Genomic DNA, 19,721 nt, shown 5'->3' on the forward strand with positions numbered 1-19,721 from the left:
CCCCGCCGCCCCCGCCTCGGCTCCGAACAGACGCCGCACGGCGCCGAATCCCCCGCTGCTCACGATGCGCGTCTCAGGCTTCCTTGAAGCGGTAGCCGACGCCGTAGAGCGTCTCGATCATGTCGAAGTTGGTGTCCACCACCTTGAACTTCTTGCGCAGCCGCTTGATGTGGCTGTCGATGGTGCGGTCGTCGACGTAGACCTGATCGTCGTAGGCCGCGTCCATGAGGGCGTTGCGGCTCTTCACGACGCCGGGGCGCTGGGCCAGCGCCTGCAGGATCAGGAACTCGGTCACGGTCAGCGTCACCGGCTCGCCCTTCCAGGTACAGGTGTGGCGCTCGGGGTCCATCATCAGCTGCCCGCGCTCCAGCGAGCGGGCGGCGGCGGCCTCCGCCTCGCGGGCCGAGGCGCCCGGCCCCGCCTCCTTGGCGGCGAAGCGGCGCAGCACCGCCTTGACCCGCTCGACCAGCAGACGCTGCGAGAACGGCTTCCGGATGAAGTCGTCCGCCCCCATCTTGAGGCCGAACAGCTCGTCGATCTCCTCGTCCTTCGAGGTCAGGAAGATCACCGGCAGGTCGGATTTCTGGCGCAGGCGCCGCAGCAGTTCCATGCCGTCCATGCGCGGCATCTTGATGTCGAAGATCGCGAGGTCCGGCGGGGAGTGCTTCAGGCCGTCGAGGGCCGAGGCCCCGTCCGTGTAGGTCTGAATCCGATACCCCTCGGTTTCGAGCGCGATCGACACGGAGGTGAGGATGTTGCGGTCGTCGTCGACGAGGGCGATGGTCGGCATGGGCATTCCCTGGATGAGGGGGCGTTGCGGGGCAGGATCGCGGAACCCTGCTGAACGCCACCCGACATGTCGCCGGTTCCGATCCGGCCGCGCGGGCCGTGCCGCCATCCGGCCGAAAAAGGCTGGACAGTGACTGCGGCGCCACGATTCCGTCACCCTTAAGACCATCGCGGCGAAAAAGCGAGCACTGGTCGCAGGCCGGGTGTGGCTCGTGCGCAACCCCGCCCGCGTGGGGCAGGCGCGGCGGCATGGAGGCGACGGCCGCGGAGGCGACTGTCCCGCCCGCGACGCGAGGGGCGATGGACGCCGCCCGCCTCCGGCGGCACGCTGCGGCGGACCCGAGCCCCTTTGCGTGAGAGGACCAGGATGGCCGAGACCGAGAGACCCCAGGCCGCGCCGCTGCCCGCCGCGGCCGCCCCCTTCGACGCGATCGGCCTCGCCAAGGACCTGCTGCGCTCGACTAGGGTCGGGGCGCTCGCGACGCTCGACCGGGCGGACGGATCGCCCTTCGCCTCGCTCGTCACCGTCGCCACCGATCTCGACGGGGCGCCGCTGATGCTGCTGTCGCGGCTCTCGGCGCACACGCTCAACCTGGAGGCCGAGCCGCGCTGCTCGCTGCTGCTGAGCCCCGGCGGCAAGGGCGACCCGCTCGCCCACCCGCGCCTCACCGTGGCGGGCCGGGCCGGGCGCACGCCCGAGCCCCGCGCCCGCGCCCGCTTCCTCGCCCGCCACCCGAAGGCGGCGCTCTACGCCGACTTCCCGGATTTCGCCTTCTTCCGCCTGGACCCGGCGGCCGGCCACCTCAACGGCGGCTTCGCCAAGGCCGCGACCCTGACGGCGGCGGAGCTGCTGACGCCGCTCGCCGGCTTCGAGGCGCTCGCCGAGAGCGAGGCCGGGGCGGTCGCGCACATGAACGAGGACCATGCCGACGCCCTGGCGCTCTACGCGACGCATTTCGCGGGCGCCGGTCCGGGACCGTGGCGGCTCACCGGCCTCGATCCGGAGGGGCTCGACCTCGCGGCCGGCGACCGCACCGCCCGGGTCGCTTTCCCGCAGCCGCTCGCGGAGCCCGGCGCGCTGCGGCCGGTGCTGGTGCGGATGGCGGCCGAGGCGCGGGCGGCGCAACAGGGCTAGTGACAAATCCCCGCTTCTGTCGTTGCCCGAAATCGTGAAAGCGATTGAACCGCGAAGTTTCGCCACCTACTAACGGGGCTCACCGGACCCGCGCGGTCCGGATGCGGCGGTCGCGAGGCGAGGGTACCGGCGTCCGGCGTCAACGAGGAGAGCGACGCGCGCCGGGTGGATCCCCCGCCCCGGCAGCGGCGCCAGGAGGAACACTCGTGAGCGATTTCGGCGTATTCAACGGCGCGTGCGGCGCCGGTCAGGTCGGCTTCCGCAACCTGAAGGCCGTTTTCTGGAACCTTGAGGCGCCCAGCCTCTACGAGCAGGCGCTCCAGCGGGGCGAGGCGCAGCTCGCCGCGGGCGGCGCGCTCGTCGCCGAGACCGGCATCCACACCGGCCGCTCGCCCAAGGACAAGTTCGTGGTCCGCGACGCCGCGACCGAGAACGAGGTCTGGTGGGACAACAACGGCTCGATCACGCCCGCGCAGTTCGACGTCCTGCACCAGGACTTCCTCGCCCATGCGGAGGGCAAGGAGCTGTTCGCGCAGGATCTCTACGGCGGCGCCGATCCGGCGCACCGGGTTCGCGCCCGCGTCTTCACCGAGTACGCGTGGCACTCGCTGTTCATCCGCAACCTGCTCATCCGCCCCGAGCGCAGCGAGATCGCCGGCTACGTGCCCGACCTCACGATCATCGACCTGCCGAGCTTCAAGGCCGACCCGGCCCGCCACGGCGTGCGCTCCGAGACCGTGATCGCCTGCGACTTCACCCGCAAGATCGTGCTGATCGGCGGCTCGTCCTACGCGGGCGAGATGAAGAAATCGGTGTTCACCTACCTGAACTACATTCTGCCGAAGGCCGGCGTGATGCCGATGCACTGCTCGGCGAACGTGGGCGGGAAGGGCGATTCCGCCCTGTTCTTCGGCCTGTCGGGCACCGGCAAGACCACCCTGTCGAACGACCCGGCCCGGATGCTGCTCGGCGACGACGAGCACGGCTGGAGCCCGCAGGGCATCTTCAACTTCGAGGGCGGCTGCTACGCCAAGACCATCCGGCTCTCGCGCGAGGCCGAGCCCGAGATCTACGCCACCACCGAGCGCTTCGGCACGGTGATGGAGAACGTGACCATCGATCCGGTCACGCGCCTGCCCGACTTCGACGACGCCTCGAAGACCGAGAACACCCGCTGCGCCTACCCGCTGCCCTTCATCCCGAATGCGAGCCCGACGGGCCGGGCGGGGCACCCCAGGAACATCGTGATGCTGACCTGCGACGCCTTCGGGGTGCTGCCCCCGATCGCCAAGCTGACCGGCGCCGAGGCGATGTACCACTTCCTCTCGGGCTACACCGCCAAGGTGGCCGGCACCGAGAAGGGGCTGAAGGGGCCGGAGGCGACCTTCTCGACCTGCTTCGGCGCGCCCTTCATGCCGCGGCACCCCTCGGTCTACGGCAACCTGCTGCGCGACCTGATCGCCCGCCACCACGTCGATTGCTGGCTCGTCAACACCGGCTGGACCGGCGGCGGCGTCGGGACCGGCCGGCGCATGCCGATCCGCGTCACCCGGCGGCTGCTCACCGCCGCCCTCGACGGCTCGCTCGCCAAGGCGGATTTCCGCCGCGACCCGTATTTCGGCTTCGCGGTGCCGACCTCGGTGCCGGGCGTCGAGCCGCACATCCTCTACCCGGTGAAGACGTGGCAGGATAAGGCGGCCTTCGCCGAAACGGCCAAGCGCCTCGTCGAGATGTTCCAGGCGAACTTCAAGCGGTTCGAGGCCCACGTCGACGCCGACGTGCGCGCCGCCGAGCCGACCATGTCGATCGCCGCGTAGGCCTCACCGGCGAATCCGCGGGATTCCTCTGCCATCCGGGAGAGGGATCCCGCGGCTTGATGAAGCCACGCGGGAGAACGGCGGAAGATGCTCATCCTCGTCGTCGGTGCGGGTGTGGTCGGGCTCGCCTGCGGGCGGGCGCTCGCCCTGCGCGGCCACGAGGTGATCGTGGCGGAGGCCGAGGGTGGCATCGGGACCGGCGTGTCCTCGCGCAACTCCGAGGTCATCCACGGCGGCATGTACTACCCGGCGGGATCGCTGCGCGCCCGCCACTGCGTGGCGGGGCGGCGCCTGCTCTACGCCTACTGCGCCAGCCACGGCGTGCCGCATGCGAAGACCGGCAAGCTCATCGTCGCCGCGACCGAGCCCGAGCGGGCCAAGATCGCGGCGATCCATCGGCAGGGCGTGGCCAACGGCGTCGAGGGGCTGGAACTCCTCGATGGGGCGCAGGCGCGCCGGCTTGAACCCAACCTCGCCTGCACGGCGGCGCTGCTCTCGCCCGAAACCGGCATCGTCGACAGCCACGCCCTGATGCTGGCTCTGCAGGGGGACCTTGAGGCGCATGGCGGTGCGCTCGCCGTCCACACGCCCGTCGAGCGGCTGGTGCGCGACGGGGCCGGCTGGGTCGCGGTGTTCGGCGGCGCGGCGCCCGGGGACCTCGCCGTGGACGCGGTCGTCAACGCGGCGAGCTTCGGGGCGCACGCGCTCGCGGCCGCCACCGAGGGCTACCCGGCCGGGCGGGTGCCCCGCCTCGTGCTGGCCAAGGGCAACTACTTCGGCTGCCTCGGCCGCCCGGCCTTCACGCGCCTGATCTATCCGGCGCCGGTCGAAGGGGGCTTGGGGATCCACCTCACCCTCGATCTCGCCGGGCGCATGCGCTTCGGCCCGGACGTCGAGTGGATCGAGGCGCCCGATTACGAGGTCGATCCCGGCCGCGGCGCGCTGTTCTACGCCGCCATCCGGCGCTACTGGCCCGACCTGCCGGACGATGCGCTGTTTGCCGATTATGCCGGCATCCGCCCGAAGCTGTCGGGACCCGGGCAGCCGGCCGTGGATTTCGTCCTCGACGGCCCGGCCGATCACGGCCTGCCCGGCCTCGTGCAGATGTTCGGCATCGAGAGCCCGGGCCTGACGTCGAGCCTGTCCCTCGCCGAGGACGTGGCGGACCGGCTGGGCGCCTGAGGCCATGCGTCCCGCCGCCGTCTTGGCGCGGGGCAGGGTCGCTGCTATCTCCCGTCCGCTTTCCCAATGCCCCGTGCGCCACGCTGACCGTCGCGCCTGCGCGCCGGAGACCGTCTCGGAATGACCGCCAAGCCCATCGACACGATCCGCAACTTCTCGATCGTCGCGCATATCGACCATGGCAAGTCGACGCTGGCCGACCGCCTGATCCAGCTCACCGGGGCGCTCACCGCGCGCGAGATGACCGAACAGGTGCTCGACTCGATGGACATCGAGCGCGAGCGCGGCATCACCATCAAGGCGCAGACGGTCCGGCTCGACTACAAGGGGCAGGACGGGCGCGACTACGTCCTCAACCTGATGGACACGCCCGGCCACGTGGACTTCACCTACGAGGTGTCGCGCTCGCTCGCCGCCTGCGAGGGGTCGCTGCTGGTGGTGGATGCGAGCCAGGGCGTCGAGGCGCAGACGCTGGCCAACGTCTACCAGGCGATCGACGCCAACCACGAGATCGTGCCGGTCCTCAACAAGATCGACCTGCCGGCGGCCGAGCCCGACCGCGTCAAGGAGCAGATCGAGGAGGTGATCGGCATCGATGCCTCCGAGGCGGTGCCGATCTCGGCCAAGACCGGGCTCAACATCGAGGCGGTGCTCGAGGCGATCGTCGCCAAGCTGCCCCCGCCCAAGGGCGACCGCGAGGCGCCGCTGAAGGCGCTGCTGGTCGATTCCTGGTACGACGTCTATCTCGGCGTCGTGGTGCTGGTGCGCATCGTCGACGGCGTGCTGAAGAAGGGCATGACCATCCGCATGATGGGGGCGGACGCGGTCTACGGCGTCGACCGCATCGGCGTGTTCCGGCCCAAGATGCAGGACGTGGCCGAACTCGGGCCCGGCGAGGTCGGCTTCCTTACCGCCTCGATCAAGGAGGTGGCCGATACCCGCGTCGGCGACACAATCACCGAGGACAAGCGCCAGACCAAGGACGCGCTGCCGGGCTTCAAGCCGGTGCAGCCGGTCGTGTTCTGCGGCCTCTTCCCCGTGGACGCCGCCGAGTTCGAGAACCTGCGCGCGGCGATGGGCAAGCTCCGGCTCAACGACGCCTCGTTCTCCTACGAGATGGAGACCTCCGCGGCGCTCGGCTTCGGCTTCCGCTGCGGCTTCCTCGGGCTCCTCCACCTCGAGATCATCCAGGAGCGCCTGGAGCGCGAGTTCAACCTCGACCTGATCTCGACCGCGCCGAGCGTGGTCTACCGCCTCAACATGTCCGACGGCGAGATGCGGGAGCTGCACAACCCCGCCGACATGCCCGACGTGATGAAGATCGATACGATCGAAGAGCCCTGGATCCGCGCCACGATCCTCACGCCCGACGAGTATCTCGGCGGCGTGCTCAAGCTCTGCCAGGACCGCCGCGGCACGCAGATCGATCTCAACTACGTCGGCAAGCGCGCGATGGTCGTGTACGACCTGCCGCTCAACGAGGTGGTGTTCGACTTCTACGACCGCCTGAAATCGATCTCGAAGGGCTACGCCTCGTTCGATTATCACATCTCCGATTACCGCGAGGGCGACCTCGTGAAGATGTCGATCCTCGTGAATGCCGAGCCGGTCGACGCGCTCTCGATGCTGGTCCACCGCACCCGCGCCGAGTCGCGCGGGCGGGCGATGTGCGAGAAGCTGAAGGACCTGATCCCCCGCCACCTGTTCCAGATCCCGGTCCAGGCGGCGATCGGCGGCAAGATCATCGCCCGCGAGACCATCCGGGCCCTGTCGAAGGACGTCACCGCCAAGTGCTACGGCGGCGACATCTCGCGCAAGCGCAAGCTCCTCGACAAGCAGAAGGAGGGCAAGAAGCGCATGCGCCAGTTCGGCAAGGTCGAGATCCCGCAGGAGGCCTTCATCGCCGCCCTCAAGATGGACAGCTGAGGCGCCGCCTCACCCCGTGACCGCCACCGCCACCTCGTTGCGGCGCAGGAACGGCAGCGTCAGCGGCGGGTCGTAGCCGAGGAAGGCCGGTGCGCCCTCGGGCGTGAGCCCGGCCTGGGCGAGCACGCGCAGCAGCTCCGCCTCGCGGGCGCGCCGCGCCGCTTGCGTCGGCCGGCCGGAGAAGCGCAGCACCGCGAGGCGCTGCGCCGGAAGCGAGACGATCCGCACCTGCGGGTCGGTCGGGACGGGCGCGCCGTCCTCGACGACGCGCCGCGGCAGCACGAAGCGCATCGCGCCCGCCCTGGCCTCCACCGGCGCCGTCATGGCAATGAGGTCGCCGGTCTGCTCCACCGGCACCGTCATGGCGACCAGCCGCTCGGCCCGGTTCGCGCCCGTGATGTAGCGGAAGAGCCGCCGGAAGGCCTGTGCGTCGCCGGGGCCCTTCGCCTCGGTCTCCACCACCGCCCGCGGGGCGTAGTCGCGGATCTCGACGCCGCCCGGCAGGCGGTGCACCACCGCATAGCGCGGCTGCTCGTAGGTGGCGCGGATGCCGACCGCCGAGAGTGCCGACTCGGCCGCCGTGACGAGGTAATAGCCGAACTTTCCCATCGCGGACCGGGGGATGCGGCGTTGCGGGACCGCCCCGCGCGCCTTGAAAGTGTTCTAGAACAGCCCCGGCCCGAGAGAAGCCGACCCGACCGAACCACGACCGAGGATCCGCCGTGCAGACCAACTTCACCCCGGAGCAGCTCGCCGATCCCGCCATGGCGGCTTCGGAGAAGATCCTGCGCACCTGCGTGCATTGCGGCTTCTGCACCGCCACCTGCCCGACCTACCTGCTGCTCGGCGACGAGCTGGATTCGCCGCGCGGGCGCATCTACCTGATCAAGGACATGCTGGAGGGGGGCAAGCCGGCGACGCCCGAGGTGGTCAAGCACGTCGACCGCTGCCTGTCCTGCCTGTCCTGCATGACGACCTGCCCGTCGGGCGTGCACTACATGCACCTCGTCGACCATGCCCGGGCGCATATCGAGGAGACCTACCGGCGGCCCGTCGGGGACCGCTGGATGCGCGCCCTGCTGGCCCAGGTGCTGCCCTATCCGAACCGCTTCCGCCTCGCGCTCCTCGCCGCGACCCTCGGGCGCCCGTTCCGGCGCCTCGTCGCCGCCCTGCCGCGGGCCGGCAGCCGGCTCGCCGCCATGCTCGACCTCGCCCCCGCGACCCTGCCCAACCGCGCGGCCGGCGACCGCCCCGGCAGCTTCCCGCCCGCCGGCCCGTCCCGGGGCCGGGTGGCGCTGCTGCGCGGCTGCGCCCAGAGCGTGCTGCGGCCGGACTTCAACGAGGCGGCGATCCGCCTCCTCAACCGCCACGGCATCACGGTGGTGCAGGCGAAGGGGGAGGGCTGCTGCGGGGCGCTGACCCACCACATGGGCCGGGAGGAATCCTCCCACGCCTTCGCCAGGCGCACCATCGATGCCTGGATCGCCGAGATGGACGGCGAGGGGCTCGACGCGATCGTGGTGACGGCCTCGGGCTGCGGCACCACCATCAAGGATTACGGCTTCATGTTCCGCGACGATCCGGCCTATGCCGAGAAGGCGCGGCGCGTCTCCGCCATCGCCAAGGACGTGACCGAGTACGTCTCCGGCCTCGGGCTGATGGAGCCCGTGGTCGAGAGCGACCTCGTGGTGGCCTATCACTCCGCCTGCTCGATGCAGCACGGCCAGGGCATCCGCACCGAGCCCAAGGCGCTCATCAAGCGCGCCGGCTTCACCGTGAAGGACGTGCCGGAGGGCCACATCTGCTGCGGCTCGGCAGGCACCTACAACATCCTGCAGCCGGAACTCGCCGCGGCCCTGCGCGCCCGCAAGGTCGCCAACATCGAGCGCATCCGCCCCGACCTGATCGCCACCGGCAACATCGGCTGCGTGACGCAGATCGGGAAGGGCACCGGGATCCCGATCGTCCACACGGTGGAACTGCTCGACTGGGCGACGGGCGGCCCGAAGCCGGCCGCGCTGGAGGGGCTGGAGGAGCGCCGGCCCGCGATGGCGGCAGCCGAGTAGGGGTGCGTGAACGACGACGTCGGGAGCCCCTGTCCCACTCGGGTGAGGGGCTCCGGCGCCTTGGCCCTTCCGCCGCCGCACTCACTCCCGCGCCGGAAAGCCCTCCTCGAACCGCGCCGCCTCGCCGCGCGACGGGGTCTCCAGGCTGCCCTCCCACATCACCACCTGCCCGCGCACGACCGTGCCGATGGGCCAGCCGGTCACGCGCGTGCCGTCGTAGGGCGTCCAGCCGCAGCGCGAGGCGATCCAGGCGTTGGTGATGGTCTCGCGGCGCTTCAGGTCCACCAGCGTGACGTCGGCGTCGTAGCCCAGCGCGAGCCGGCCCTTGCGGGCGAGGCCGAAGGCGCGCTGGGGACCGGCGCTGGTGAGGTCCACGAAGCGCGCGAGGCTGAGCCGGCCCGCCGCCACGTGGTCGAGCATGATCGGCACCAGGGTCTGCACGCCGGTCATGCCAGAGGGTGAATCCGGGTAGGGCTTGGCCTTCTCCTCCAGCGTGTGCGGGGCATGGTCGGAGCCGAGCACGTCGGCCACCCCCTGCGAGAGCCCCCACCACAGCCCGTCGCGATGGGCCGCATCGCGCACGGGGGGATTCATCTGCACCAGCGTGCCCAGGCGCGCATACGCCTCCGTCCCGTCGAGGGTGAGGTGGTGGGGCGTCAGCTCCACCGTCGCCACGTCCTTGTGCGCCGCGAGGAAGCGCATCTCCTCGGCCGTGGAGATGTGCAGCACGTGAATGCGCGCGCCGGTCTCGCGGGCGATGCGCACGAGGCGCTGCGTGGCCTTCAGCGCCGCCTCGGGCGAGCGCCAGACCGGGTGCGAGGAGGGATCTCCCGGCACGCGCAGGCCCTTGCGTTCGCGCAGCATCGCCTCGTCCTCGGCGTGGAAGGCGGCGCGGCGGCGGATGCGGCGCAGGATCTCGGTCAGCCCGGCATCGTCCTCGACCAGCAGCGAGCCGGTGGACGAGCCGATGAACACCTTGATGCCGGCCGCGCCCGGCAGCCGCTCCAGCTCCGCCACGTCGGCGGCGTTCTCGTGCGTGCCGCCGACCCAGAAGGCGAAGTCGCAGTGCATGCGGTGATGGCCGCGGCGGATCTTGTCGGCCAGCGCCTCCGGGCTCGTGGTCTGGGGCGAGGTGTTCGGCATCTCGAACACGGTGGTGACGCCGCCCATCACGGCGGCGCGCGAGCCGGTCTCCAGATCCTCCTTGTGGTCGAGCCCCGGCTCGCGGAAGTGGACCTGGCTGTCGATCACGCCCGGCAGGAGGTGCAGCCCGGTGCAATCCTGCACCCGCCCGGCCGAGGCCTGGGCCAAGTCGCCGATCGCCGCGATGCGCCCGTCCCGCACGCCGAGATCGGCCGGGCCGATCCCGTCGTGATTGACGATGGTGCCGCCGCGCAGGAGGAGGTCGAAGCTCTGGCTCATCCGGCACTGTCCTTCGGCACGAGGGCGCGGGGCCGATTGAGAGCGGCCCCGCGGCGGCTTATGTCAGGCCCGGTCCCGGTTCAAGCCGGCCGCCGGATTCGAAGGAGCCGCCCGCATGCCCATCGCCCCCCTGCCGGACCGCGCCGTCGTGGCCATCGCGGGCGAGGAGGCCGCGGGCTTCCTGCAGGGCCTCGTGACCTGCAACGTCGAGACCCTGCCGCCCGGCGAGGCGCGGCCGGGCGCGCTGCTCACCCCGCAGGGCAAGATCCTGTTCGACTTCCTGATCGCGCGGGCCGGCGACGGCTTCCACCTCGACGTCGCCCGCGCCCTGGTGCCGGACCTGATCCGGCGCCTGACGCTCTACCGGCTGCGCGCCAAGGTGACGCTGGCCGAGACGCCGCTCACGGTGAGCGCGGCCTGGGACGCGGCGCCCGGCGAGGGCTGGCTGCGCGACGGGCGCCTGCCGGCGCTCGGCTGGCGCCTCCACGCGCCCGAGGCGCCCGCCGCGGATGCGGACGAGGGCGCCTACCATGCCCACCGGATCGGGCTCGGCGTGCCGGAGAGCGGCGCCGATTTCACCCTCGGCGACGCCTTTCCGCACGAGGCGCTGATGGACGAGCTCGGCGGGGTGGATTTCCGCAAGGGCTGCTATGTCGGGCAGGAGGTGGTGTCGCGCATGCAGCACCGCGGCACCGCGCGCACCCGCGTGGTGATGCTGCGCTACCCGGGCGGCGCGGCGGCCCCTGCCGGCACGCCGGTCACCGCCGGCGGCAAGGCCCTCGGCACGACCGGCAGCGCCGCGGGCGATCGCGGCCTCGCGCTCCTGCGCCTCGACCGGCTCGCCGACGCGCTGGCGGCCGGGGAGGGGGCGGAGGCCGGGGGGCTGCCCGTGAGCGTGGAAAAACCCGGCTTCGCGCGCTTTGCCATGCCGGCCGAGGCCGGCTGAAGCCCGTTGCCGGCCGAGGCCGGCTGAAGCCCGTTGCCGGCCGAGGCCGGCTGAAGCCCCTTGCCGGCCGAGGCCGGCTGACGAGCTCACGCTCCGCCGAGCGCGGATCCTGCCGCTCGCCCGAAGGCCCCGGGCGCGCACCAGGCTCAGGCCGCGCTCTCGGCCACTTGCGGCTCCCAGCCGATCGACCGGCGCAGGAAGGCCATCCCGAGCGCCGCGAAGGCGGCGGTCTCGGCGCTGTTCTTGCCGTAGGAGTGCCCGCCGGCCTCCGGCTCGTAGAAGCGCGCGGCGTAGCCCATGGCCTGGAGCTTGGCAGCCATCTTGCGGGCGTGGCCCGGATGCACCCGGTCGTCGCGGCGGGTGGTGGCGATCAGGATCGGCGGGTAGGACCGCCCGGCTTCCGCGACGTGATAGGCGGAGATGTGCTGCAGGAAGGCCCAGTCCTCCGCCATGTCGGGGTCGCCGTACTCCGCCACCCAGCTCGCCCCCGCCAGCAGCCGGTGGTAGCGGCGCATGTCGATGAGCGGGATGGTGCACAGCAGCGCGCCGAACCGTTCGGGGTAGCGGGTCAGCATGTTGGCGATGAGCAGGCCGCCGTTCGAGCCGCCCTCGGCGGCGATGCGCTGCGGCCGCGTCACGCCCCGGCGGACGAGATCGGCCGCCACCGCCGCGAAATCGTCGTGGCTGAGCGCCTTGCCCTCGCGCCGGCCCGCCTCGTGCCAGCGGGTGCCGAACTCGCCGCCGCCGCGGATGTTGGCGACCACCCGCGTGCCGCCCTTGGCGAGCCACAGCCGCCCGATCACCGCCGAGTAGCCGGCGAGGTTCGAGACCTGGAAGCCGCCGTAGCCCGACAGGTGCACCGGGGCCTCGCCGGTCTCCCCCGGCGGCCCGGCCTGCACGTAGGGGATCCGCTCGCCGTCCACCGAGACGGCCTCGTGGCGCGTCACCACGAGGCCGTCCGCGTCGAACAGCGCCGGGGCTTGGCGCAGCACGGTCGGGGACGCCGGGCCGGGGCGCGTCAGCATCAGGGTCGCGGGCGTGACCGGGTCGTTGGCGGCGGCGAGCAGATCGCCGTTCGATTCCTCCTCCTCGCCGTCGAAGGACCAGACCTGCACCATGCCGAGTTCCGGCAGGCCGCCCACCGCGCTCTCGCGCCAGCCATCCGAGGGCGTGAAGACGGGAAAGCGCGCCTGGAGGTCGTCGAGGACCGACAGGACGAGCTGCCCGCCGGTCCAGAAGAAGCCCTGCAGGGCCCGGCGCGGTCCCGGCTCGAACAGCACCCGGAAGCCGCGCTCGCCCGCCAGGAAGGCGTCGAGCCCGATGCCGAGCACGGTGTCGGGGGCGTAGGTCGTTCCGCCCACGGTCCAGGGCTTGCGCGGGCGCACCGCCAGAGAGCCGCGGTGCCACTGCGCCTCGGCGTCGGTGGGCAGGTCGAGCCGGGTCTTCGGCCCGCCGCGGTCGCCGATGTGGATCGCCGCGTCGAAGAAGCCGGTGCGCTCGACGAACACGATCCGCTCCGGCACCACGCCCCGGTCGGGCGCGCCGTACACCACCATGCTCTCGGGGCCGGCCGCGAACAGGACCGCCGCCTGCATCGGATCGCTGCCGCGGCGCCACAGCCGCACCGTGCGGGCATAGCCCGAGCGGGTGGCCATGTCCTCGCCGAGCGGGCTCGCCAGCAGCACGGTGTCGGGATCGAGCCAGGCCGGATAGCTCTTGCCCTCCGGCAGCGCGAAGCCGTCCGGCACGAAACGCCGCGTCGAAAGGTCGAACTCCCGCAGTAGCGTGGCATCGCCGCCGCCGCGCGAGAGCTGGAGCAGCACCCGCTCGTGCGCGGGCGGCAGGCTGATCGCGCCCGCCCAGACCCAGTCCTCGTTCTCCTCGCGGGCGAGCGCGTCGAGATCGAGCAGCACCTCCCAGGCCGGATCGGGGCTGCGGTAGGACTCGAGCGTGGTGCGCCGCCACAGGCCGCGCGGGTGTTCGGCATCCTGCCAGAAATTGTAGAGGAGCCCGCCGCGCCGCGTGACGCCCGCGATCTTGTCCGGCCGGTCGAGCGCGGCCTTCAGGCCGTCCCGGTCGGCGGCGAAGCGCCCGTCCGCGTAGGCCTCGAGCGTGGCGGCATTCTGGGCCTCGACCCAGGCGAGGGCACGCGACCCGTCGATCTCCTCGAGCCACAGGTACGGATCGTCGTCGGGCGCGGCGAGGGTCGGGCGCGGATCGGGCTGAAGCATCGGGATCGGTCCGGGCGGAAGCGAGGGAGCGGGCGATACGGGAACCCGGCGAACCTAGCCGGATGCGGCCGGGCGTCCAGGGGGGCGCTCCGTCACACGGCTGCAACACGGCGGAGGTTTGAGACAGGGGCGGTTCTCCCGCTTCGACGGCTCGTCCCAGGATCCCGCATGACCGGCACCGTCCTCGCCGCCGCCCTCTGCCTCGGCCTGACGCTGATCAACTTCGTCAGCCTCGGGATCGCGATGGGCCGCATCGGCCGCACCCGCCGGGGCGGGGATGAGGCCTCGGTGCCGGTCTCGATCGTGCGCCCGGTCTGCGGGTTGGAGACCTTCAGCGAGGAGACGCTGCGCTCGGGCTTCCTCCTCGACTACCCCGCCTACGAACTCGTCTTCTGCGTCGCGCGGGCCGGCGACCCGATCGTGCCGCTGGTGCGCCGGCTGATGGCGGAGCATCCCGGCATCCCTTCACGCCTGATCGTCGGCGACGAGCGGGTGAGCCGGAACCCGAAGCTCAACAACTGCGTGCGGGGCTGGGAGGCGTCGCGCCATGACTGGATCGTGCTGGCGGATTCGAACGTCCTGATGCCGCCCGACTACCTGCAGCGCCTGCGCGCCGCGTGGCGGCCGGATACCGGTCTCGTCTGCTCGACGCCGGTGGGCGCCCGGCCGCAGGGATTCTGGGCCGAGGTGGAATGCGCCTTCCTCAACACCCTGCAGGCGCGCTGGCAATACGCGGGCGAGAGCCTCGGCCTCGGTTTCGCGCAGGGCAAGAGCATGCTCTGGCACCGGCCGTTCCTCGACGCGCGGGGCGGCATCCGGGCGCTCGGGGCGGAGATCGCCGAGGATGCGGCGGCGACGAAGCTGGTGCGCGCGGCCGGCCGGCGGGTCCACCTGGTAGGCGCACCCTTCCCGCAGCCGCTCGGGCGGCGCCGGCTCGCCGAGGTCTGGTCGCGGCAGGTGCGCTGGGCGCGTCTGCGCCGCGTCACCTTCCCGCTGTTCTTCGCCCCCGAGATCGGCACCGGCGCCGTGCCGCCGGCTCTCCTCGGCTTCCTGGCGGCCGGTGGCGGCCTGACCGGCAGCCTCGCGGCGCTGTCCGTCTGCGGCCTGTGGTACGGCACGGAATGGCGGCTCGCGGCCCGCAACGGCTGGCACCGCTCCTGGCGGATGCCGGCCGCCTGCCTCGTGCGCGACCTGCTGCTGATTCCGCTGTGGTGTACCGCCTGGATCGCCCGCGGCACGGTCTGGCGCGGCACCGCGATGGACATTCCGACCAAGGCCGCCGCCCGGCTCGAAGCGGACGCGCCCGCCTGACGCGCCGGGATTGACACCCGGCGGACGCCGCGGCAGACCGGCGCCGTGCCCGCATGGCGGAATTGGTAGACGCGGACGACTCAAAATCGTCAGCCGCAAGGCGTGGGGGTTCGATTCCCTCTGCGGGCACCAGCCCCTCTCGTGAGAGGCTCACATTCCGCGCCCGGCCGCCGCATGCGCCGGTCCGGCGAGGACGGCGCCCGATGCGCAAGCCCTCAGCGTGGCGGGGCGGCGAAGAGGTTCAGTCGTCATCCCGCAGAACAAGCTTGTCGGCGCGTGCGATGATGATCGCTTCCAGGTGCCGCAAGGTGCTCTCGGCCTCCCGGATCTTGCCCGAGAGGCATTGGCCGTGCGCGGACTGGTAGCGCAGCAGGAGTTCGTTGAAGGTCGCCTGATCCGCAAGAACGCGCACGCGGGCCCGCCGCGCCGCCTCGCGGTCCACCCACGGCCGAACGGTCTGCTCCATCAGCGCACAGTGCCGCGCGGGCTCGGCGACGGCCGTCGCGACGGAGACCGGTGGAGAGATCAGCATCGTCGCCCAGAACGCGGCTGTCGCCACGGCGAAGGCCGCTCCGAACAGGCCCAACGCGGTTCTCGATCGAGGTCCGCGTGATCCGGCCGGACGTCTCCGCTGCCACGCGAAGCGCGGATACGGACCGAGATCCTCCGGGCAGCAATACGAGAAATGCGCCGATCCGTCGGCGTGCCGATGAGCGATGGGCGTCTGCATCGGAAGCTCCTCCCTGAAGGCTGCGTAAGGCCGGGCGTCAGCCTCTCGGAGCGATCGTAGGGTCAAGTGGCCTGCATACGTCCCGGCAGCCTGCCCGGCCGGATACGAGGCGGGATTGGCGGAGGAATCCTTCACGCCGGATCCGCATCCTTGTCTCACCGCTCCGCCGACGCTGATGACAGACAAGCTCGGCAGTGGAGTGGGTCAGGACTTGCTTTGCAAAGCAAAGCTTTTGTTTTCCTGTAGTATGTCACCTTAAAGAAGGCAGGAAAATAGCATACTTTGGCCGCCGCGCAGATTGAATAGCGGAAATATTAATTTATGTTATAATTTCCGAGTTGAGCGGTGTGGTTTCATTGGAGCTTGCGGACGAGGTCGGCAGGCATCGATCCTGACCCATCGATGGCGAACGATGGGGCACATGACGAGGCGCCGTGTCCGCGATCAATGGGCCGGGCGCAGGCTCTTCCCAGGCCCACCCGCGTCCCGGCAGATCGCCGTGCAGGCCTGCGATCTGTCTGGCAGCGCCGACCCAAGGCCGCGCCATCGGCCTGCAGCCGCACGGCGCCGGAGCGGCGCATTCACCGTGGACGCGGCGGAGGAGCGACTCAGTAAAGCCAATGGTATTATCACCTCTATACGCAAGGAAAGCTGGAATATTCGTGAGTCTGCTCCGGCACGCGCCCCAATGCAGCGGGCTCCGGCGCGGGGCCACCGCGTTGGCGCCCCGCTTCGCCTCCGGCGCAGCATCGACATGTGCAGGCCGGCCGGAAGCTACTCGACTATGACGAGGCGGAGTGTAAGATCGCGCCCAACAGCGCAGTTTGACGCTGATCGGGAGGGGATGCGGGAATGCGCCAGCTCACGGCTGCGCTGAAGGCGTCGGTCTGGACGAGCTTGGCCACACCCTGTCCCGGCATGGGCAGTCGTCGGCCTTCGGGACAGCGCGCGCAGGCCACGACCGTTCCCACCATCGAATACACCTTGCGCCGCCCGGCGCACGCGGCGGCGCGTGCCGTCCGCGCCAGCCTCCCTGCACCCGACGCACATAGGACACGTTCATGACGGAGGCCACGAGGAGGGAGTCCGGGCCGGCGCCCGCGGCCGGCGCGCCGGAGGAGGTTTCCACCGAGGCGCTGCGCGAGGCCGAGGCCTATATCGAGGCGGAAGAGGGAGCCACGAACCGCCTCGGCGGCATGGCCGGCTCGATCGTCACCGCCATCGCCGTGGCGATGAGCCTGTTTCACCTCTACGCCGCCTACAGCATCGTGCCGACGCAGGAGCTGCGCTACATCCACGTGGCGTTCGTGCTGCTGCTCTGCTTTCTGCTCTTTCCCGCCGCCGCCCGTTTCCGCGACCGGATCCGCCTGTGGGACATCGTGCCCGGCCTCCTCGCCGTCGGCATCATCGGCTACGCGCTCTGGGGCGGCGAGGATTTCACCGACCGCGCCACCGTGCCGGAGCGCATGGACGTCGTGCTCGGCCTCGTCTTCATCGTCATCCTGCTCGAAGCGACGCGGCGCGCGACCGGCGCGATCATGCCGGTGGTCGCGCTGCTCTTCATCGCCTACGCGATGCTGGGGCCGCACCTGCCGGCCCCCTGGACGCATCGCGGCTACGACGTCAGCCGCCTCGTCGGCCACCTGTTCATGACGCTGGAGGGGATCTTCGGCGTCGCGGTCGACGTGTCGGCGACGCTCATCATCCTGTTCACGATCTACGGCGCGTTCCTCCAGCAATCCGGCGCCGGCAAGTTCTTCATCGACTTCTCGCTGGCGCTGATGGGCGGGCGCCCGAACAGCGCGGGACGCACCGTGGTGCTGTCGTCGTTCCTGCTCGGCGGCCCGTCGGGCTCCGGCGTCGCGACGACCGTGATGATCGGATCGGTGGCCTCGCCCATGCTCGCCAAGGCCGGCTTCACGCGCGATGCGGCCGGCGGCCTGCTGGCGGCCGGGGGCCTCGGCGCCATCCTGTCGCCGCCCGTGCTCGGCGCCGCGGCCTTCCTCATCGCCGAGTTCCTGAAGATCTCCTACCTCGACGTGCTGCGGATGGCGACCATCCCGACATGTCTCTACTACCTCTCCCTGCTCATCATGGTGGAACTCGACGCCCGCCGCTTCGGCGCGCACGACGTCCGTTTCGAGCAGGAGATGCCGCTCGGCCGCATGGTGCGCCGGTACGGCTTCCACTTCGTCTCGCTGGCGGCGGTCGTCGGCTTCATGCTGATCGGCTTCTCGCCGATGCTGTCGGTGTTCTACGCCACCGCCGTCACCTTCGCCCTCAGCTTCCTGCGCGCGGAGACCGCGCTGTGGCCGCGCAAGCTCGTGCGGGCGCTGGCGGACGGATCGATCGGGTCGCTGAACGCGGCCGTGACCTGCGCCTCGGCCGGCATCGTCGTCGGCGTGGTGACGCTCACGGGCCTCGGCCTGAAGTTCTCGTCGATCGTGATCACCTACGCGGGCGGGTCGCTGATCCTCACGGCCCTCTACACCGCCCTGATCGTCTGGATCATCGGCCTCGCCGTGCCGGTCACCGCATCCTACATCATCTGCGCGGTGATCGCCGCGCCGGCCCTGACGAAGCTCGGCGTGCCGGACTACGCGGCCCACATGTTCATCTTCTACTACGCCGTGCTGTCGGAGGTCTCGCCCCCCACGGCGCTTTCGCCCTTCGCCGCGGCCGCGATCACGGGCGGCAACCCGTACCTGACCACGCTCCAATCGTGGAAGTACACGCTGCCGGCCTTCATCGTGCCGTTCGTGTTCGTGCTCGCCCCGGACGGCGTCGGGCTTCTCATGCAGGTGCCGAGCGACGGCTCGATCCTCAGCATCGTCTGGATCACCCTGCAGACGGCCCTCGGCCTCACCGCCCTGGCGGCCGCCGCGCAGAACTGGGCGCTGCGCCGGACCACCCCGGTCGAGCGAGGACTCCTGCTCCTGTCCGGGCTGCTGCTCGTCGTCCCGAGCATCATCGAACCCCTGCTCGAGGCGGTGACGGGACGCAACATCCAGTACCTCGTCGCCATTGGGTTGGTGATCGGGGTCGTGGTCATGGTGAAACAGGCCTACGCGCCGGCCGGCTCGGTGCCGACGGCACGGTCGTGAAACGGGAGGATACGATGCGTAACGGGACGATGTGGCGCGCCCTCGGCGCCGCCGTGATGGGCGCCATCCTGGCCGCGGGGCCCGCAGCGGCGCAGCAGAAGACCCTCGCGATCGGCACCGGCGGGACCGGCGGGGTCTACTACCCGCTCGGCGGCGCCATCGCCAACGTCCTGACGAAGCATCTGCCCGGGGTGCAGGCCACCGCGGAGGTCACCGGCGGCTCGGTCGATAACCTCAAGCTCATCGGCTCCGGCCAGAGCGAGGTCGGCTTCTCCATGGCGGACGCGGCGCTGGATGCGGCCCAGGGCCAGGACAAGTTCAAGTCGGGCAAGCTCCCGGTCCGCACGCTGATGGTGCTCTACCCGAACCGGATGCATGTCGTGACGGTCGAGGGCACCGGCATCGACAAGATGGCGGACCTGAAGGGAAAACGCGTCTCCACCGGCTCGCCAGGCAGCGCCACCGAGGTGATGGCCTTCCGGGTCATCGAGGCGGCCGGCCTGGACAAGGACAAGGACCTGAAGCGCGAGCGTCTCTCCGTCGCCGAATCGGTCAACGCGCTGAAGGATCGCAAGATCGACGCGTTCTTCTGGGTCGGCGGCATCCCGACCGCCGCCGTGACCGACCTCGCGGCGACCCCGGGCGTCAAGATGAAGCTCCTCGACCATTCGGACTTGGTCGAGAAGATGAATGCCAAGTACGGCAAGCTCTACGCCGCCGGCACCATCCCGGCCGGCACCTACCCGGGTTCCGACAAGAGCAGCGCCAACGCCGATGTGTGGAACCTGCTGGTGACCAGCGACAAGATGAGCGAGAACGACGCCTACCAGATCGTCAAGACGCTGGTCGAGAAGCAGGCCGAGCTGGTCGCGGTGCACAAGGAGGCGCAGGGCTTCTCCCTGGACAACCAGACGATCGACCGTTCGCCGATCCCGTTCCATCCGGGCGCCCTGAAGTACTTCAAGGAGCGGGGCGTCGGCGGCTGAGCCGTCGTCCGCGGGCCGGGCGCCGCCCGTGCTGCGGCGCCCCGGATTCTCGGCACCGGGCACGTACCGGTGCGGT

The 19,721-nt window shown here is 71.1% G+C and carries 14 protein-coding genes and 1 tRNA gene; 10 read left to right on the plus strand and 5 right to left on the minus strand.

Translation table 11 applies throughout. The features are described 5' to 3' along the window. Nucleotides 1-73: 73 nt before the first annotated feature. Nucleotides 74-790: a response regulator transcription factor gene (locus tag MFF61_RS26245; protein ID WP_238240645.1), complete on the minus strand. Its 717-nt coding sequence runs from the start codon at nucleotides 788-790 to the stop codon at nucleotides 74-76. Between the two features lie 366 nt (nucleotides 791-1,156). Here MFF61_RS26245 and MFF61_RS26250 point away from each other — a divergent pair, with 366 nt between their 5' ends. The 4 genes from MFF61_RS26250 (at nucleotide 1,157) to lepA (ending at nucleotide 6,849) form a co-directional block, all read left to right on the plus strand. After that, nucleotides 1,157-1,924, plus strand: coding sequence for a HugZ family pyridoxamine 5'-phosphate oxidase (locus MFF61_RS26250; protein WP_238240646.1), 768 nt, complete (start codon nucleotides 1,157-1,159; stop codon nucleotides 1,922-1,924). Between the two features lie 206 nt (nucleotides 1,925-2,130). Further along, nucleotides 2,131-3,741 carry a phosphoenolpyruvate carboxykinase gene (locus tag MFF61_RS26255; protein ID WP_238240647.1) on the plus strand — a complete coding sequence of 537 codons (1,611 nt, stop codon included), beginning with the start codon at nucleotides 2,131-2,133 and terminating at the stop codon, nucleotides 3,739-3,741. Between the two features lie 87 nt (nucleotides 3,742-3,828). Continuing rightward, a complete protein-coding gene (locus MFF61_RS26260) occupies nucleotides 3,829-4,923 on the plus strand; it encodes an NAD(P)/FAD-dependent oxidoreductase (RefSeq protein WP_238240648.1) in 1,095 nt (364 codons plus the stop codon). Nucleotides 4,924-5,043: 120 nt separating this feature from the next. Next, complete coding sequence (gene lepA / locus MFF61_RS26265; protein ID WP_238240649.1) at nucleotides 5,044-6,849, plus strand: translation elongation factor 4; 1,806 nt, start codon at nucleotides 5,044-5,046, stop codon at nucleotides 6,847-6,849. 9 nt (nucleotides 6,850-6,858) lie between these two features. On the opposite strand, the gene MFF61_RS26270 is transcribed toward lepA, so the two are convergent. Next, nucleotides 6,859-7,458 (minus strand): SOUL family heme-binding protein, encoded by a 600-nt coding sequence (locus MFF61_RS26270; RefSeq protein ID WP_238240650.1) that lies wholly within the window; start codon nucleotides 7,456-7,458, stop codon nucleotides 6,859-6,861. Nucleotides 7,459-7,571: 113 nt separating this feature from the next. Between MFF61_RS26270 and glcF the strand changes: the two genes are divergently transcribed. After that, nucleotides 7,572-8,915, plus strand: coding sequence for a glycolate oxidase subunit GlcF (glcF, locus tag MFF61_RS26275; protein ID WP_238240651.1), 1,344 nt, complete (start codon nucleotides 7,572-7,574; stop codon nucleotides 8,913-8,915). A gap of 81 nt (nucleotides 8,916-8,996) precedes the next feature. On the opposite strand, the gene MFF61_RS26280 is transcribed toward glcF, so the two are convergent. Beyond that, nucleotides 8,997-10,337, minus strand: a complete 1,341-nt coding sequence (locus MFF61_RS26280; protein WP_238240652.1) for a dihydroorotase — start codon at nucleotides 10,335-10,337, stop codon at nucleotides 8,997-8,999. A 115-nt stretch (nucleotides 10,338-10,452) separates the two neighbouring features. On the opposite strand from MFF61_RS26280, the gene ygfZ reads away from it, so the two are divergent. Further along, nucleotides 10,453-11,283 (plus strand): CAF17-like 4Fe-4S cluster assembly/insertion protein YgfZ, encoded by an 831-nt coding sequence (ygfZ, locus tag MFF61_RS26285; RefSeq protein WP_238240653.1) that lies wholly within the window; start codon nucleotides 10,453-10,455, stop codon nucleotides 11,281-11,283. Between the two features lie 146 nt (nucleotides 11,284-11,429). Here the strand turns inward: ygfZ and MFF61_RS26290 are convergent, their stop codons facing one another. Next, a complete protein-coding gene (locus MFF61_RS26290) occupies nucleotides 11,430-13,514 on the minus strand; it encodes a prolyl oligopeptidase family serine peptidase (RefSeq protein WP_373324804.1) in 2,085 nt (694 codons plus the stop codon). A 168-nt stretch (nucleotides 13,515-13,682) separates the two neighbouring features. Here MFF61_RS26290 and MFF61_RS26295 point away from each other — a divergent pair, with 168 nt between their 5' ends. Further along, nucleotides 13,683-14,825, plus strand: coding sequence for a ceramide glucosyltransferase (locus MFF61_RS26295; protein ID WP_238240654.1), 1,143 nt, complete (start codon nucleotides 13,683-13,685; stop codon nucleotides 14,823-14,825). A gap of 47 nt (nucleotides 14,826-14,872) precedes the next feature. Beyond that, a tRNA-Leu gene (locus MFF61_RS26300) sits at nucleotides 14,873-14,957 on the plus strand. Nucleotides 14,958-15,066: 109 nt separating this feature from the next. On the opposite strand, the gene MFF61_RS26305 is transcribed toward MFF61_RS26300, so the two are convergent. Further along, on the minus strand, nucleotides 15,067-15,555 hold the full coding sequence (locus MFF61_RS26305) for a hypothetical protein (protein ID WP_238240655.1): 489 nt from the start codon (nucleotides 15,553-15,555) through the stop codon (nucleotides 15,067-15,069). Between the two features lie 1,061 nt (nucleotides 15,556-16,616). Here MFF61_RS26305 and MFF61_RS26310 point away from each other — a divergent pair. Further along, entirely contained in the window at nucleotides 16,617-18,659 is a 2,043-nt protein-coding gene (locus MFF61_RS26310; protein WP_238240656.1) for a TRAP transporter permease, read from the plus strand. Between the two features lie 14 nt (nucleotides 18,660-18,673). Beyond that, the gene (locus tag MFF61_RS26315) at nucleotides 18,674-19,645 is read left to right on the plus strand and encodes a TAXI family TRAP transporter solute-binding subunit (protein ID WP_238240657.1); all 972 of its coding nucleotides are present in this window, start codon (nucleotides 18,674-18,676) and stop codon (nucleotides 19,643-19,645) included. Nucleotides 19,646-19,721 lie beyond the last annotated feature (76 nt).

Source organism: Methylobacterium isbiliense (assembly GCF_022179325.1).
GTDB classification, from domain to species: Bacteria; Pseudomonadota; Alphaproteobacteria; order Rhizobiales; family Beijerinckiaceae; genus Methylobacterium; species Methylobacterium isbiliense.

Coding starts and splice junctions, on each gene's coding strand:
- MFF61_RS26245 (WP_238240645.1), bottom strand. CDS start 790: ATGCCGACCATCGCCCTCGTCGACGACGACCGCAACATCCTCACCTCC.
- MFF61_RS26250 (WP_238240646.1), top strand. CDS start 1,157: ATGGCCGAGACCGAGAGACCCCAGGCCGCGCCGCTGCCCGCCGCGGCC.
- MFF61_RS26260 (WP_238240648.1), top strand. CDS start 3,829: ATGCTCATCCTCGTCGTCGGTGCGGGTGTGGTCGGGCTCGCCTGCGGG.
- lepA (WP_238240649.1), top strand. CDS start 5,044: ATGACCGCCAAGCCCATCGACACGATCCGCAACTTCTCGATCGTCGCG.
- MFF61_RS26270 (WP_238240650.1), bottom strand. CDS start 7,458: ATGGGAAAGTTCGGCTATTACCTCGTCACGGCGGCCGAGTCGGCACTC.
- MFF61_RS26280 (WP_238240652.1), bottom strand. CDS start 10,337: ATGAGCCAGAGCTTCGACCTCCTCCTGCGCGGCGGCACCATCGTCAAT.
- ygfZ (WP_238240653.1), top strand. CDS start 10,453: ATGCCCATCGCCCCCCTGCCGGACCGCGCCGTCGTGGCCATCGCGGGC.
- MFF61_RS26290 (WP_373324804.1), bottom strand. CDS start 13,514: ATGCTTCAGCCCGATCCGCGCCCGACCCTCGCCGCGCCCGACGACGAT.
- MFF61_RS26295 (WP_238240654.1), top strand. CDS start 13,683: ATGACCGGCACCGTCCTCGCCGCCGCCCTCTGCCTCGGCCTGACGCTG.
- MFF61_RS26305 (WP_238240655.1), bottom strand. CDS start 15,555: ATGCAGACGCCCATCGCTCATCGGCACGCCGACGGATCGGCGCATTTC.
- MFF61_RS26310 (WP_238240656.1), top strand. CDS start 16,617: ATGACGGAGGCCACGAGGAGGGAGTCCGGGCCGGCGCCCGCGGCCGGC.
- MFF61_RS26315 (WP_238240657.1), top strand. CDS start 18,674: ATGCGTAACGGGACGATGTGGCGCGCCCTCGGCGCCGCCGTGATGGGC.